At 61.0% G+C, this 14,829-nt stretch carries 12 protein-coding genes; 6 read left to right on the forward strand and 6 right to left on the reverse strand.

Annotation, left to right across the window (positions count from 1 at the left end):
* The first annotated feature begins 69 nt into the window (after nt 1–69).
* Nucleotides 70–282, forward strand: coding sequence for a PA3496 family putative envelope integrity protein (locus PMI25_RS22630; RefSeq protein WP_007962241.1), 213 nt, complete (start codon nt 70–72; stop codon nt 280–282).
* Here the strand turns inward: PMI25_RS22630 and PMI25_RS22635 are convergent.
* A complete protein-coding gene (locus tag PMI25_RS22635; protein WP_007962242.1) occupies nt 224–1,186 on the reverse strand; it encodes a LysR family transcriptional regulator in 963 nt (320 codons plus the stop codon). The genes PMI25_RS22630 and PMI25_RS22635 overlap by 59 nt on opposite strands.
* Before the next feature lie 190 nt (nt 1,187–1,376).
* Here PMI25_RS22635 and PMI25_RS22640 point away from each other — a divergent pair, with 190 nt between their 5' ends.
* Entirely contained in the window at nt 1,377–2,792 is a 1,416-nt protein-coding gene (locus PMI25_RS22640) for an acetyl-CoA carboxylase biotin carboxylase subunit (protein WP_007962243.1), read from the forward strand.
* A gap of 11 nt (nt 2,793–2,803) precedes the next feature.
* A complete protein-coding gene (oadA, locus tag PMI25_RS22645) occupies nt 2,804–4,612 on the forward strand; it encodes a sodium-extruding oxaloacetate decarboxylase subunit alpha (RefSeq protein WP_007962245.1) in 1,809 nt (602 codons plus the stop codon).
* Nucleotides 4,613–4,811: 199 nt separating this feature from the next.
* On the opposite strand, the gene PMI25_RS22650 is transcribed toward oadA, so the two are convergent.
* Nucleotides 4,812–5,849 (reverse strand): autotransporter outer membrane beta-barrel domain-containing protein, encoded by a 1,038-nt coding sequence (locus tag PMI25_RS22650; RefSeq protein ID WP_238547096.1) that lies wholly within the window; start codon nt 5,847–5,849, stop codon nt 4,812–4,814.
* Between the two features lie 658 nt (nt 5,850–6,507).
* On the reverse strand, nt 6,508–9,465 hold the full coding sequence (locus PMI25_RS22655) for an autotransporter outer membrane beta-barrel domain-containing protein (RefSeq protein WP_007962247.1): 2,958 nt from the start codon (nt 9,463–9,465) through the stop codon (nt 6,508–6,510).
* A 228-nt stretch (nt 9,466–9,693) separates the two neighbouring features.
* On the opposite strand from PMI25_RS22655, the gene PMI25_RS22660 reads away from it, so the two are divergent.
* Nucleotides 9,694–11,046, forward strand: a complete 1,353-nt coding sequence (locus PMI25_RS22660; RefSeq protein ID WP_007962248.1) for a type II toxin-antitoxin system HipA family toxin — start codon at nt 9,694–9,696, stop codon at nt 11,044–11,046.
* Complete coding sequence (locus PMI25_RS22665) at nt 11,043–11,321, forward strand: helix-turn-helix domain-containing protein (protein ID WP_007962249.1); 279 nt, start codon at nt 11,043–11,045, stop codon at nt 11,319–11,321. Before PMI25_RS22660 ends, PMI25_RS22665 begins: the two co-directional genes overlap by 4 nt.
* 95 nt (nt 11,322–11,416) lie before the next feature.
* On the opposite strand, the gene PMI25_RS22670 is transcribed toward PMI25_RS22665, so the two are convergent.
* Genes PMI25_RS22670 through PMI25_RS22680 form a run of 3 tightly spaced genes read right to left on the reverse strand, consistent with a single transcriptional unit; the run spans nt 11,417 to nt 13,182 of the window.
* Nucleotides 11,417–12,088: a GNAT family N-acetyltransferase gene (locus PMI25_RS22670; protein WP_007962250.1), complete on the reverse strand. Its 672-nt coding sequence runs from the start codon at nt 12,086–12,088 to the stop codon at nt 11,417–11,419.
* Nucleotides 12,089–12,100: 12 nt separating this feature from the next.
* Nucleotides 12,101–12,547 carry a GNAT family N-acetyltransferase gene (locus PMI25_RS22675; protein ID WP_007962252.1) on the reverse strand — a complete coding sequence of 149 codons (447 nt, stop codon included), beginning with the start codon at nt 12,545–12,547 and terminating at the stop codon, nt 12,101–12,103.
* An 11-nt stretch (nt 12,548–12,558) separates the two neighbouring features.
* Nucleotides 12,559–13,182, reverse strand: coding sequence for an FMN-binding negative transcriptional regulator (locus PMI25_RS22680; RefSeq protein WP_007962254.1), 624 nt, complete (start codon nt 13,180–13,182; stop codon nt 12,559–12,561).
* A 92-nt stretch (nt 13,183–13,274) separates the two neighbouring features.
* Here PMI25_RS22680 and pdxR point away from each other — a divergent pair, with 92 nt between their 5' ends.
* Entirely contained in the window at nt 13,275–14,828 is a 1,554-nt protein-coding gene (gene pdxR / locus PMI25_RS22685; protein ID WP_007962260.1) for a MocR-like pyridoxine biosynthesis transcription factor PdxR, read from the forward strand.
* The last annotated feature ends 1 nt before the right edge of the window (nt 14,829 follow it).

Here is a 14,829-nt window from a genome sequence, read left to right on the forward strand (position 1 = left end):
CCCGCGCAGCCAAACCGTCATCCCTCACGCCTATCGTGAAACTCCCGTACTCGCCTTGGGAGACTCGAAATGGCTCAGCCCTACGAAGAACGCAACAGCGCCGCGAAAACCCGTCGTCAACAGGAAGACCAGCGCCGCATGGAATTCCGTCGCGCCATCGAAGATCGCTTCGAACTTCGTCAGCTTCAAAGCGAAATCAGCGATTTTCCCGAGGACATCGAACTCAACTACTGGCAGGCCGCACCGGCAGCTTCCCGTCGAAGCGCTCAACCAGCGCGCTGATCTGCACCCGCTCGCTGCGGATAAACGCCAGGAAGGCGTGCGCCACCGGTGACAGGCGTTTGGCCTTGGCCTGCACCAGGCACCAGCTGCGAAACAGCGGCAACTCTTCGACCGGCAGCTCGACCAGGCCGCCGGTCGCCAGCTCCAGGTTCAGAGCGTGGCGCGTCAACAGCGCCAGGCCCAGACCCGCCGCCACGCATTCACGCTGGGCTTCGGCCGAGGCCACTTCCTGGGTCTGGGTGAAGTGCACGCGTTTTTCCTTGAAGTATTCTTCGCACGCCAGGCGTGTGCCCGAACCCGGTTCGCGGATCAGCAGCGTGTAAGGTTCAAGATCCTGCAAACGCAGCGGTCCCATATGCGCTAACGGATTGTCCGGGCGCGCTACGGCAACAATCGGATTGTTCAGAAACGGCAGAAACTCCAGGCCCATGTCCTGCGGCACCATCGACATGATCACCAGATCGTCGCGGTTGTCCGAAAGCCTGCGAATCACCTGCCCGCGGTTGACCACCGTCAGTTGCAAGTTCACTTCCGGGTGCTGGCGCTTGAAGGCGGCAAACAGGTGCGGCACGAAGTATTTGGCGCTGGATTCCACTGCCAGTTTCAACTGGCCTTGCAGCGAGCCCTGCATGTCCGACAGCTGCATGTCGAGGTTTTCCAGGCGCCCGAAGATGTCCCGGCTGGCGCGCTGAAGGGCTTCGGCAGCCTCGGTCATGTAGAGTTTTTTGCCGACGTAATCGAATAATGGCTGGCCGATCAGCTCTTCCAGCTGACGAATCTGTAGGCTGACGGCCGGTTGTGTCAGAGACATTTCGTCGGCTGCGCGGCTGTAGGAGCGCAGATCACACACTTCGTTGAAAATCTGCAACTGGCGTAATGTCATACGCATCAAGGACTTACGCATTTCTTATAGGCTCTGACGGCAGGCTGATGGTTTAACTATAAGTCTTTGCTTATGCCTGACCCAATTTTTATTCATTTTTGTTAATCCCTTGCGAGGGCTAGTGTGGGGGCGCGACCAGATTGAAACATTTGGTCACGCGTCGACCTGGGTCTAGCAGGTCGTGGTGCCACCGGCTCAAGGGAATTTCCAAGTGATAAAAAAGATCCTGATCGCCAACCGTGGTGAGATTGCCGTACGAATCGTGCGAGCTTGCGCCGAGATGGGCATTCGCTCGGTTGCGATTTTTTCCGACGCCGACCGCCATGCCTTGCATGTGAAGCGTGCGGACGAAGCCCATAGCATCGGTGCCGAGCCACTGGCCGGTTACCTCAACCCGCGCAAGCTGGTGAACCTGGCGGTGGAAACCGGTTGCGATGCACTGCACCCCGGTTACGGCTTCCTCTCGGAAAACGCTGAGCTGGCAGACATCTGCGCCGAACGCGGAATCAAATTCATCGGCCCGTCGGCAGAAGTCATTCGCCGCATGGGCGACAAGACCGAAGCCCGGCGCAGCATGATCAAGGCCGGTGTACCGGTCACCCCGGGCACGGAAGGCAACGTGTCGGGTATCGAGGAAGCGCTGAGCGAGGGCGACCGTATCGGTTATCCGGTGATGCTCAAGGCCACCTCCGGTGGCGGCGGTCGCGGTATCCGTCGCTGCAACAGTCGTGAAGAACTCGAACAGAATTTCCCCCGGGTGATCTCCGAAGCGACCAAGGCCTTCGGTTCGGCGGAAGTGTTCCTGGAAAAATGCATCGTCAATCCCAAGCACATCGAAGCGCAGATCCTTGGTGACAGCTTCGGCAACGTCGTGCACTTGTTCGAACGCGACTGCTCGATCCAGCGCCGCAACCAGAAGCTGATCGAAATCGCCCCGAGCCCGCAACTGACCCCGGAACAGCGCGCCTACATCGGCGACCTGTCGGTGCGTGCGGCCAAGGCTGTGGGTTACGAGAACGCCGGTACCGTGGAGTTCCTGCTCGCCGAGGGCGAGGTGTACTTCATGGAGATGAACACCCGGGTGCAGGTGGAGCACACCATCACCGAAGAAATCACCGGGATCGATATCGTCCGCGAGCAGATCCGCATCGCCTCCGGCCTGCCGCTGTCGGTGAAGCAGGAAGACATCCAGCACCGTGGTTTCGCGTTGCAGTTCCGCATCAACGCCGAAGACCCGAAAAACAACTTCCTGCCGAGCTTCGGCAAGATCACCCGCTACTACGCCCCCGGCGGCCCGGGCGTGCGCACCGACACGGCGATCTACACCGGCTACACCATTCCGCCGTTCTACGACTCGATGTGCCTGAAACTGGTGGTCTGGGCGTTGACCTGGGAAGAGGCGATGGACCGTGGCCTGCGGGCGCTGGACGACATGCGTCTGCAAGGCGTGAAAACCACCGCCGCGTACTACCAGGAAATCCTGCGCAACCCGGAATTCCGTAGCGGCCAGTTCAACACCAGCTTCGTTGAAAGCCACCCTGAACTGACCAACTACTCGATCAAGCGCAAACCCGAAGAGCTGGCCCTGGCCATCGCCGCCGCCATTGCCGCCCACGCAGGCCTGTGAGGAATACAACAATGTCCAAGAAGATCTTTGTCACCGATACCATCCTGCGCGACGCTCACCAATCGCTGCTCGCCACCCGCATGCGCACCGAAGACATGCTGCCGATCTGCGACAAGCTCGACAAGGTCGGCTACTGGTCGCTGGAGTGCTGGGGCGGCGCGACGTTCGACGCCTGCGTACGCTTTCTGAAAGAAGACCCGTGGGAGCGCCTGCGCCAACTGCGCGCCGCGCTGCCCAACACCCGTCTGCAGATGCTCCTGCGTGGGCAGAACCTGCTCGGCTATCGCCACTACAGCGACGACGTGGTCAAAGCTTTCGTTGCCAAGGCAGCGGTCAACGGCATCGACGTGTTCCGCATCTTCGACGCAATGAACGACGTGCGTAACCTGCGCGTGGCCATCGAAGCAGTGAAGGCTGCCGGCAAACATGCGCAAGGCACCATTGCTTACACCACCAGCCCGGTGCACACCATCGACGCGTTTGTGGCGCAAGCCAAGCAGATGGAAGCCATGGGTTGCGACTCGGTGGCGATCAAGGACATGGCTGGTCTGCTGACCCCATACGCAACCGGCGAACTGGTTCGCGCACTGAAAGCCGAGCAGTCGCTGCCGGTGTTCATCCACTCTCACGACACCGCTGGCCTCGCTGCCATGTGCCAGCTCAAGGCCATTGAAAACGGCGCCGACCACATCGACACCGCCATCTCCAGCTTCGCCTCGGGCACCAGCCATCCGGGCACCGAGTCGATGGTCGCTGCGCTCAAGGGCACCGAGTACGACACCGGTCTGAATCTGGAACTGCTGCAGGAAATCGGCCTGTACTTCTACGCCGTGCGCAAGAAGTACCACCAGTTCGAAAGCGAGTTCACCGCCGTCGATACCCGCGTGCAAGTCAACCAGGTACCGGGCGGGATGATCTCCAACCTTGCCAACCAGTTGAAAGAGCAGGGCGCACTGAACCGCATGGCCGAAGTGCTGGCGGAAATCCCGCGGGTGCGTGAAGACCTCGGTTTCCCGCCGCTGGTGACTCCGACTTCGCAGATCGTAGGCACCCAGGCGTTCTTCAACGTGCTGGCCGGCGAGCGTTACAAGACCATCACCAACGAAGTGAAGCTGTACCTGCAGGGCGGTTACGGCAAGGCGCCGGGCGTGGTTAACGAAAAACTGCGTCGTCAGGCCATCGGCAGCGAAGAGGTGATCGACGTACGTCCGGCCGATCTGCTCAAGCCGGAGATGACCAAGCTGCGTGCCGACATCGGTGCGCTGGCCAAGTCCGAAGAGGACGTGCTGACTTTCGCCATGTTCCCGGACATCGGCCGCAAGTTCCTTGAAGAGCGTGCCGCCGGCACCCTCGTTCCGGAAGTGCTGTTGCCGATCCCTGAGGCCGGTGGTGTGGCGAAGGCCGGTGGCGAAGGCGTGCCGACCGAGTTCGTCATCGACGTCCACGGCGAAACCTACCGCGTCGACATCACCGGTGTCGGCGTGAAGGCCGAAGGCAAGCGTCACTTCTACCTGTCCATCGACGGCATGCCGGAAGAAGTGGTGTTCGAACCGCTCAACGAATTCGTCGGTGGAGGCAGCAGCAAACGCAAACAAGCGTCGGCACCAGGCCACGTCAGCACCACCATGCCGGGCAACATCGTCGATGTGCTGGTCAAGGAAGGCGACACCGTCAAGGCTGGCCAGGCCGTGCTGATCACCGAAGCGATGAAGATGGAGACCGAAGTCCAGGCAGCGATTGCCGGCAAGGTCACCGCCATTCATGTGGCCAAGGGCGACCGGGTGAATCCGGGTGAAATCCTGATCGAGATCGAAGGCTGAGATAACTGCCGCGATCCAACGCTTTAAACCTCGGGGGGGCATGTGCTCCCCTTTTTTTTCGCCTGCAATACGCTGCTCTTGGTAGGAGCTGCCGCAGGTTAGGGCCGCGATCGGACGATCTTTTGACTTTGCTTTTTAAGATCAAAAGATCGTCCGATCGCGGCCCGAACCTGCGGCAGCTACTACACGTAGCGTTGTGTCAGAACGCCATTCGCCACTGGCCAGTCACGCCGTAGCTGCGGCTATCAGAGCCGGCGTCGCCGCTGATGCTGACGCCCAAGGTGTTGCGAGTGGACAGCGTCAGGTCCAGACCTGCATCCAGGGTAAAGAGGTTGCGATCCATTCCGGCACCGATCACCTCGAAGCTTTTGCCACCCTTGACCAGTTGCTGGCGCGTTGCGTTATCGAGCTCGCCGTAGGTGTGTTTCATGCTCGCGCTCAGGCGCGGCGTCAACTGCATGCCGTTGGTCAGGTGACTGGTTTTCGCCAGGCGCAGGCCAACCGTGCTGCTCGGATTCGCCCGGGTCTGCCCCTGAACCTTGAGCGCCGCATCGCCACCCTTCTCGGTGAAACCGTCACGCTGGTAGCGTTGATAACCGACGCTGGCGAACGGTTCGAAGCTGACGTTGCCACGACCGAGGTTGTAGCCGACTTCGGCAAACATCTGCTGGGTGCTGGCGTCATAGCGGCTTTTGAGCCTGTCGCTGAAACCCTCGAAGGCAACGCGACGTTTGCCGCTACCGTCATGACTGCCGTACGAGGCCCCCAGGCGCAGGGCAAACGGTCCGTCCTGCCGCAGCGCGTAGGCGCCGAGATGCCAGCTGTCGAGATCACCGTCAAACTGTTGGGCATCAAGCTGGGTTTGCGCTTTCGCCCCTATCAGGCCGACATGCCACTGTTCGTCGAATTGCCAGTCGGCCCCCAGGACCAAACCTTGGGTGGAGTGTTTGAGGGCACTGTCGTAATCACGATCGACCGTGCCGCCATGTCCCAGAGCTTGCAGCCAGACTCGCCCGGAACCATCAGCTTTGCGATTGTCCAGCTGATGCATCGCCGAGAGCATGCTGGTGCTGACCGGAGCGGCGCTGCTCAGTGTGGCTTTGGCGAGGTTGGCGTTGCTGCCGGCGGCAAGTTGTTCGAGTGCCAGGCTCGCCGTTGGTGTGCTGGCGTCAAGCAGGGCGCTGATGGCGATATTTGACTGCGCGGCAGGCGTTTCGGGCTGCACTGGTTGGGGCAATGTCCCAGGCTCTTGCGGTTGCTGCGGTTGCTGCGGTTGCTGCGGTTGCTGCGGTTGCTGCGGTTGCTGTGGTGGAACGGAGTTTCCTTCAAGGCTTTTTGCAAGTTTCTGAGCATTCGTGCTGTTTGCCAGATGCTCCAGAGGCCTGTCATGCAAAGGCTCAACCGGCATTCCTTGATCGGGTGTGCGATGTTCTCCATTGCTGGAAGAGCTGCCCGGCAATGGTTCGATCGCAGTTTGGGCTGGACTTGGACTGATAACTTCTTCAATCGTGGAGAGGCCGCCCGACTCGACGGGCGGCTTTGGCTTTGTTTTACGCGGCTTTTTGGGCTTGGCTTCTACTGCAGTTTCGACGACCGGAATCTCCGGTTGTTGGGCGATGGAAACGTTGCTCCATCCGATTGCCAGTGCAATCGCCACGGCGAGTTGGAGGGGGCGAAGCTGGTAGTGTCCGGGCATGAGTCGGGCCTCTCTGGATAGGAGACCCCACTCTATTTTTGCTGCAAAAAATCCGATGTCGGCTGCTTCTCGCAGCCTTGCAGGCGACATCGGAGCTTCACCGTAGAAAAGGATCGCAAGACCTGCGATCGATGTTTTTACTCGAACCCCGCGGGGCCTTTTCCTACACCAGATCCAGACGCCGCCGGCTGTTCAAGGGTCAGAAACTCATCTGCCACTGCCCGATCAGTCCATGGTTGCGGCTGTTGCTGCCGATCTCGCCGCTATAGCCCAGCCCCAGGGAGTGTCGTGCCGAAATGCCCACATCCAGCCCTGCTTCAAGTACCAGGCTGTCGCGATCCAGCGCGCTGCCATCAACATTGAATGCCGTGCCGCCGACCACGAATGCCTGACGCGTCGAGCTGCTGACATCGCCGTAGGTGTGCTTCCAGCCTGCGGCCAGGCGCGGGGTCAGGCTCATGCCGTTGTCCAGACTGCTCAGGTGCGCCAGGCGCAGGCCGAGGGTGCTGCTGAAGTTGTCCTGGGTCTGGCTGTCGACGTCCAGTGCGGCGGAGCCACCCTTTTCCTGGTAACGGTCGCGGTGGTAGCGCTGGTAGCCGATGCTGGCGAACGGCTCGGCGCTGAGACGGCCGCTGCCCATGGCGTAGCCGAGTTCGGCGAAGGCTTGCTGGCTGTCGGCGTCGTAATCGCCTTTGGGCCGATCACTGAAACCGTTGAACGCCACGGTGCGTTTGCTTTCGCCCTGATGGCCGCTGTACGCCGCGCCAAGGCGCAGAGAAAGCGGGCCGCTCTGGCGCAGTGCGTAGACGCCGGCGTGCCAGCTCTCGACGTTGCCATCGACACCGGTCGCGTCCAGATCAGTCTTCGAATAACCGCCGAGCACACCGAGGCGCCATTGCGGGTTCAGCGCCCAGTCGGCACCCAGTACGCTGCCCTTGGTGCGTTGCTCCAGGCCACTGTTGCCATGCTCGCCGTCGAGCTTGCCGTAGCCGCCGATGGCTTGCAGCCACAGGCGTCCGCGCGCATTCGGATCATTCAGATTGCGCGCCTCGGTCGGTACGCCATTGGCCGCCAGCACCGGTGTGTCGCGCTGATCGAGGCCGACCATCAATCCCGGGCTGCCGCCCATCTGCTGCATCGCCGCAAGCATGCTGTTGCCCACTTGACTGCTGGCGCCGAGGGTAGCGCTGGTCAGGTTGGCATTGCTGGCGCCGGCCAGTTGCTCGATCGCCGCGCCAGCGGTGCTTTGGGTGGTGTTGAGCAAGGCGTTGTACAGCGCGTTGTTGTTGCCCATTGAAGCGAGGCTGCTGGCCGCGTTGCTGCCGTTGCCGGTTGCCGCGAATTGGCTGAAGGCCACGTCATTGCGGGTGTAGGTCAGATCGACCTGCGTCGGGGTGTAGGCCAGGGTGGGCGTGAGGAATGCGTAATCGCTGGTGACCTTGCCGAAGGTGCCGTTGACGCTGGCCGCTTGCAGCACGGTGTAATGGCTCTGCCAGGGATAGGTGCCGCTGCCGGGATTCACTGCCAGGGTCGCACCGTTGAGAAAGGCAATGCCGCCGACCTGCACCGGGGCGCTGCCGCCGTCGGCGTTGACGCCGTAGGCAAGGGTCGATCCGCTGCCCATGTTCAAATCATGCACGATGCTTGCGCGACCGAGGCCGGTGTCGGTACGCAGCGTACCGTTGACGTTGAGGCTGCCCACCGAGCCGCCACCGGCGTACACACCGCCGGCGTCTACCGTCAGGTTGCCGGCGATGCCGCCCTGATTGATCAGGGTGGCGCCATTGCGCACCGCACCGCCGTCGCTGAAATCGCCGTTGCCGGTGAGTGTCCACGCGCCTTGCCGGACTTCCAGCCATTCGAAATCGCGGCTGGCGCCGAAGCTGCCGCCCGCCGCGTCGTCCATCACCAACCGGTCGTAGCCGCTGCCGCCATCGACCACGCCGACGAAGCGGCTGCCATTGCGCAGGGTCAGGCTGTCATTGCCGCCGCCCAGGTCGAGCGCCAGGCCGTTGCTGCCACTAATGGTGCCGCCGTTGATCACGGTGTCGGCGAACTCGCCGACGAATGTCACGCCGAAGCCGTCGAGGCCTTGAATGGTGCCGTAGTTCTCCAGAGTGGTCGCCGCCAGCCCCGATCCGCCGCTGCCGTCGTCCACCAGAATGGCGCTGTTGGCGCCGCTGATCAGTGCGCCATTGGCGTTGAGAATATGGCCGCCGCCGAGGGCAATGCCCTCACTGCCGTTGGCGAACCCGCCCTTGTCCACGCCCCCGGCGCCAACGCCTTGGATGGTGCCGTAGTTTTCGATGTGAGCGATCTTGTCGATGTCCACGCCGTCGCCATCACCGTTCGCTTGCAGCCCAGAGTAGGCGCCGGTAATGGTGCCGTGGTTGATCACCGTGCCGTCGCCGTCGGAGCCGAATCCGGAACCGTTGCGCCCGGTGATTTGCCCATAGTTGACCAGCGTCGCTCCCAGGTCGGTGGTGATGCCATGGCGGCCGCCGGAAATCACTCCGTAGTTGGTCACGCTGACACCGCTGGCCGAGTCGATGTCGATACCGTCGAATTTCTCGTCGGCGTTGTGCGAGTCACCGGTGGATATTTCGCCGTAGTTGGTGATGGTCGCGTTGGCGCCGGTCTTCATGCCGTCGCTGGCATCGCCGCGAATCAGCCCGCCCGCACGGTTGATGATGCTGGTCCTGACCCCGTCGCTGCGCAGGGCATCGAGGTCAAGGCCTTGGCCGGTGGTGGAGCGAATCACGCCACTGTTGTCGATCAACAGGCTGCCGCTGACGAAATTGCTGTCGATACGCAGCGCGTCGTTGGCACCGAGAATCTGCCCGCCGCTGCGGTTGTAGATCGTGTAATTGCGCGCCTTGGTTTCGTCACCACTGCTGTCGATGGCCCGTCCCCCGGTCGAAACGATTTTCCCCGCGTTATCGATGACCACACCGACGCCGCTGGTCTGATCCTTCAGGCTCACTGCCTTGCCGCTGCTGGTGATGCTGCCCGGTGCCGAAATCGTCAGTGTGTCGCTGCCGCCAAGGGTTTGCGAAGCGGTAGTGGCGCTGTCGATCTGCACGTTTTTGCCGTGGGCGGTGCCAGCGGTGATCAGCAAAACGGCGGCAATGGACAAGCGCTGCGGCGGGAAGGTCATGAGTGAACGGCCTTTTGTTATAAGCGGGCCGTCCTGTATAGCGAAGGGTTTTTACAGAATGATGTATTGAGCCCTGTCTGCATTATTTTGCGGATAGGCTGCATGGGAAGCGGTTGAATCTGCATTTTGTTGCAGATTTAATTTCTCTGCCGACTGATGGAATGCACTATATTGCATCTACTATCAAAGCTAGCCATGTAGAAATGCATTTAAATGCAGGTGAAAGGCATGTACCAGCTGACATTGCAAATATATACGGCCAGTGAATGGCACGACGCCATGGTGCTGAGCTTCGATGATCCCGAAAAGGGTTTTGAAAGTCGCTGCAGTTTTGGTTACGAAGCGGCATACCTTGTCGAAAATATTGACGCCATAGGGTCGCCGTTTTCGAAGGCAGTCAGTGCGCTGTACCCTCTGGACTGGGAAGGTCGGCGCTCCGGCACGCCAGCCTTTGTGCACGACATCGCTCCTGCAGGCGCGGCCAAGAGGTTTTTGCTTGCGCGACTGGGGCAAGAAAAGCCGGCCGATATCAATGCCGATCTATATCTGCTTGGCCGTAGCACTCCCGCTCCTATCGGCAACATGCGAATCAAAGAGTCGGCCGAGGCCGTAGATGAGCGTAAGCCCATCGGATTCAAGCGTGAGGATGTCATTCATCACGACAATCGTTTTCTTGAATACGCCTACGAACTGGGTGCGGCGATTGGCGGTGCTACGGGCGCTGGTGGCGAAGCACCGAAGCTGTTGTTGGCCGAGAACAAGGCCGGTCTTCTGTACCCCGATGCAGTATTGGGCGACGAAGAAGTCCGACAGCACTGGTTTGTGAAGTTTTCCAGAAACCGGGGAGGTCTGACTGATCAGGACATCCTGCGAAGCGAATTTCATTACTACAGGGCGCTTCAGAAACTGGGTATCGAAACGATTGCGGTCGAGGGCCTGGCGCTGGAAGAGTCGAACAAGCCAAGTTTGTGGATGCAGCGCTTCGATCGCAGAGTGGATGAAGGATGCGTGTCGCGTCTTGCCGTCGAGTCGATCTATTCCCTGGCACAAGTGACGATCCCGGGAAGCGCGATGAATCATATGGAGGTTATCCGCATGCTGGCCGGGCTCTGGCGTAAAGCGGGGCAGGCAAGTCAGGTACCTGATCTCGTAGCTGATTACTTGCGTAGGGACTTGATCAACAAGATCCTCGGTAACTCGGATAACCATGGTCGAAACACCGCAATTATCCGTCAGGCAAATACATTTCGCCTCGCACCGATTTACGACCTGGCCCCCATGGTCATGGACGACGAAGGTGTGACCCGTACGACCAAATGGCCAAAAGATCTGGAAAGGGCGGGAGACGTCGACTGGCTGGGAGTTTGCCGCGCATTGGCGGATATCGTCGAACCGGACGAGCCAATGGCGGCGCTATCTCATGCGCCCGTCCTTTTCGAACGGCTGCGCGAAGACGCACGACACCTGGCAGCGCTGCCGGACATTCTGACTGCCAGCGGTTTGCCTGACAGAACCATGAACCATCCGGGCGTTCATCTGAAAAATCTGGAGCAGCGTTTGAAAGAGTGGGATCTGAAATGAGCATGACGGTTGCCGAGCGCACAATGCTCATCGAAAGCATTCAGGAAGCGCTGACTCAAGGGACACTTGAGATCGGCGAAGCCGTTCGCCGTTTGCGGGTGGAAGTCACCGGGCTGCATCAAGCCCAGTTCGCGAAGATGTGCAAAATCTCGGTCCGCACGCTGGTGCATATCGAGCATGGTGAAGGTAACCAGACGCTGAAGTCGCTGAACGCGGTATTTGGTCCGTTCGGGATGAAGATGGGTGTTGTAAAAATCCGCCGTGATATTGGTTGAAGATCAAAAGATCGCAGCCTGCGACAGCTCCTACATGGGATTGATGTTCACCCCGCAGGAGCTGCCGAAGGCTGCGATCTTTTGCATTTACAGACTCAGGAACGGCACTCGACCAAACCTTTCACCTGCCCGGTCGGCGTCTGGTTGGCATCGCTCAACCACTGCTCGAACCCTGCCGCAATCGCTGGCCACTCCGAATCCACAATCGAATACCACGCGGTATCGCGGTTCTGGCCCTTGACCACCATGTGCTGGCGAAACACGCCTTCGAAGCTGAAGCCCAGGCGTTCGGCGGCGTATTTGGAGCGGGCGTTGCCGTTGTTGCATTTCCACTCCAGGCGACGATAGCCCTGTTCGAAGGCGTATTTGGCCAGCAGGTAAACGGCTTCGGTGCTTTTCGGTGAACGCTGCATCGGCGCGCCGAAGGTGACGTGGCCGATCTCGATGCGGCCTTGCGCCGGGACGATCGACATCAGGCTGAGGATGCCTTGCACCTGGCCTGTGGCGCGGTCGATCACGCTGAAGAAATATGGATCGCTGCTGGCCGCATGATTGTTCAGCCAGTCATTGAAAACGCTGCGCTGCGGGAACGGCCCATAGGGCAAGTAATCCCAGAGTTTCGGGTCGGCGCCGGGGCCTTCGAGGGCGTTGAACAGATCATCGCCGTGGCGCGCCGGGTCGAGGCGTTCCAGACGGATGAAGCGGCCTTCGAGCAAGGTCGCAGTGGGGGCGGGAACGCCTTTCCAGTCGGCAAGTGAAGTGGTCATGTACGCGGCTCCTTAAATGGCTTTGCGAAACTGGATGAACCCCGGGCGCTCGGCGATGCGCTGGTAGAGCTGGATCGCGGTGGCATTGGTCTCGTGGGTCAGCCAATGCACCTTGCAGCAACCGTCGGCCTTGGCGGTGGCGTAGACGTGTTCGATCAGCAAGCGACCGACGCCGGTGCCACGGCTCTCAGGCACCACCAGCAGATCCTGCAGGTAGCAGGAGTTTTCAATGCTCCAGTTCGAACGGTGATAGATGAAATGCACCATGCCCAGCGCTTTGCCGTCGGCCCAGGCGAGGGCGGCGTGGGTCGGTTCGCTCGGGTCGAGGAAACGCTGCCAGGTACTGTGCGTGACGGCGTCCGGCAACTCGGTGTTGTAGAAGCGCAGGTAGGCCTGCCACAGCGGCAGCCAGGTGGCGTGATCGCCGGCAGTCACCGGGCGGATCTGGATCTGGGTCATGCTGATTTTCCTTAACGCATCAAGTGGGCGAGGGTCTGGTCGTTGATCTCGGGGCTGGCAGTCAGGCCTTCGCGCACGCCGGCAATGTCTTCGGCGCTGCGGTTCTGGCTGAGCTTGCGCTTGCCTTCGAGGCGGTCGATGGGAATGGCGAAACCGACGATGGCCTTGAGCATGCCGTCGATATAGTCGGCCGGCGCATCGTCGACTTTCCACGGCTGCGCGCGACCGGCTTCATGGCGATCAGTCAGCGTGCTGACGATGTCGAGCAGGCGCCCGCCGTCGCTGAAGGTTTCGGCGTGACCGTAGGCGTGCACGGCGACGTAGTTCCAGGTCGGCACGACTTTGCCGTGCTCGGCCTTGCTTGGGTAAAAGCCCGGGCTGACGTAGGCGTCGGGGCCGGCAAAAATCAGCATCGCTTCAGCGCCGTCGCGCAGGTCTTTCCACTGCGGATTGGCTTTGGCCAGGTGCCCGTACAGCGTGCCGTTCGGGCCTTGTTCGCGGTGCAGCAGCACCGGTACATGGCTGGCCTGCAGGCCGTTTTCGCCGTGGCTCACTAGAATGGCGAGGCGGGTGGCGAGGATCAGTTCGTGCAGTTGCGACAGTTCGTCGATGGCAAAGGCGCGGGGCGTGTACATGGAGAGATTTTCCTTGGCGAATGCCTGCATCCTAGGCAGGCTATTGGTCTGTTGTAAGAGCCATTGATGAGCAATTTCATAGGTCCATTGCCATGCCCGAATCGCCCACGCTGTCCATGCCGTTCAATCCGGCCGGTATCGAACTCGACCGCCGTCAGGGTTTGAGCCGCCAGCTCTACCAGGCGCTGCGTCTGCGCGTGCTGGACGGGCGTCTGGCCAGTGGCACGCGGCTGCCGGCCAGCCGTGATCTGGCGGCGGCGTTGGCGATTTCCCGCAACAGCGTGGTGCGCGCCTACGATCAGTTGTACGCCGAAGGCTTCATCGAAGGCCGGGTCGGGGACGGCACCTATGTCGCCCAATTGCCGCAAAGTGCATTGCCCACGAAAAAACTATCCACAAAAGTATCCACAGGGTTTTCAACAGGCTTACCCACAGCCTTATCCACAAATTGGCTGGATTTACCTGTGATTCCATCCAGTAAAGTTATCCACAGCGGTGCTGTGCAGCGCCTGGAAAACAACCATTTATCGTTACCGCCGAGTGGCCCGCCGAAGGCATTTCGGGTCGGTGTGCCGGCCTTCGATCTGTTCCCGTTCGAGGTCTGGGCCAAGCTCAACGCGGCTTTCTGGCGCAAACCCGATCTGCAGCAATTGTGTTACGGCGATCCGGCCGGGGATCAGCGCCTGCGTGGATTGATCGCTGCGTATTTGCGCAGCTCACGCGGCATGCAATGCACTGCTGAGCAAATTGTGATCACCAGTGGTGCACAGCAGGGCATCAGCCTTTGTGCACAGCTGCTGGTGGAGCCGGGCGCTGCGGTGGGCATCGAGAATCCGGGCTACCGCGCGGCTGGCCATGCTTTTGCGGTGGCCGGCGGCCGGTTGCACGGGGTACCTGTGGATCAGGACGGCATTGATTGCACAGCGCTGGGGCAAATTGCCGACTGCCGCCTGGCCTATGTCACACCTTCCCACCAGTACCCGACCGGCGTGGTCATGAGCCTCGCCCGTCGGCTTGAGCTGCTGGCCTGGGCCGAGCGCAGCCAGGGCTGGATCATCGAGGACGATTACGACGGCGAGTACCGTTACAGCGGCGCACCGCTGGCACCGTTGGCAGCACTGGATCGTCAGGGCCGGGTGCTCTACGTCGGAACGTTCGGCAAGGTCGCCTTTCCGGCGTTGCGTCTGGGCTATCTGGTGTTGCCGCAGGGGCTGGTGCAAGCCTTCGCGCGGCGCCGTGCGGTGGACGTGCGGCATTCGGAAGTCAGCACCCAGGCAGTGATGGCCGAATTCATGGCGGCCGGACATTTTCAACGGCATATCCGGCGCATGCGGCGCGCCGCCCTGAGTCGCCGTAACTGCCTGCTGGCGCATTGGCCGGACAACGTCGAGGGCGTCGCAGGCCTGCCCGCCGTGGCCGCCGGGTTGCACCTGACGGTCGCAGTGGACAGCGTTGCCCGCGAACGCGAGCTGATCGCCAAGGCGGAAAGTGTCGGGGTCGAGGTCAATGGCCTGAGCAGCTATTGGCTACCCGACTCCCAAACCCCGGCGGATCAGCGCGCCGGTCTGGTGCTGGGGTTTGCCGCCGTGCCGGAGGTCGATATCCAGGGCGCTCTGGCACGGCTCCGCAGCGTCTGGTGCGACTGAG

The sequence above is a fragment of the Pseudomonas sp. GM30 genome (genome assembly GCF_000282275.2).
Lineage (GTDB): Bacteria > Pseudomonadota > Gammaproteobacteria > Pseudomonadales > Pseudomonadaceae > Aquipseudomonas.